Consider the following 346-nt stretch of genomic DNA (forward strand, 5'->3'; position numbering starts at 1 on the left):
TAGTTGGCTTGCTGGGGATTTTGAAGGCTGGAGGCGCGTATGTGCCGCTCGACCCGAGCTATCCCCAGGAGCGTCTGGCATACATGTTACAAGACAGTATGCCGGTGGCGCTGCTGACGCAGACGGGTATGCAAGAGCGCCTGCCGAATCCGGCTCAAGCAAATTGGGTCATACCGGTGCTGCTGCTCGATGGCGCGGCCATGGCGCGTCAAGCATCGCACAACCCCGACCCTGCGCTGCTGGGCTTGACGGCGCGGCACCTGGCGTATGTGATCTATACCTCGGGCTCGACGGGGATGCCCAAGGGGGTGATGGTCGCGCATCAATCAGTAGTAAATTTCTTGCG

General features: G+C 60.7%; 1 protein-coding gene. It reads left to right on the forward strand.

What is annotated here, in order from left to right; genetic code table 11:
• On the forward strand, positions 1-346 hold a 346-nt coding region (locus KVP70_RS33465; protein ID WP_217946738.1), incomplete at both ends, for an AMP-binding protein.

Origin of the sequence: Duganella violaceipulchra (assembly GCF_019166075.1) — a bacterium.
GTDB classification, from domain to species: Bacteria; Pseudomonadota; Gammaproteobacteria; order Burkholderiales; family Burkholderiaceae_D; genus Rugamonas; species Rugamonas violaceipulchra.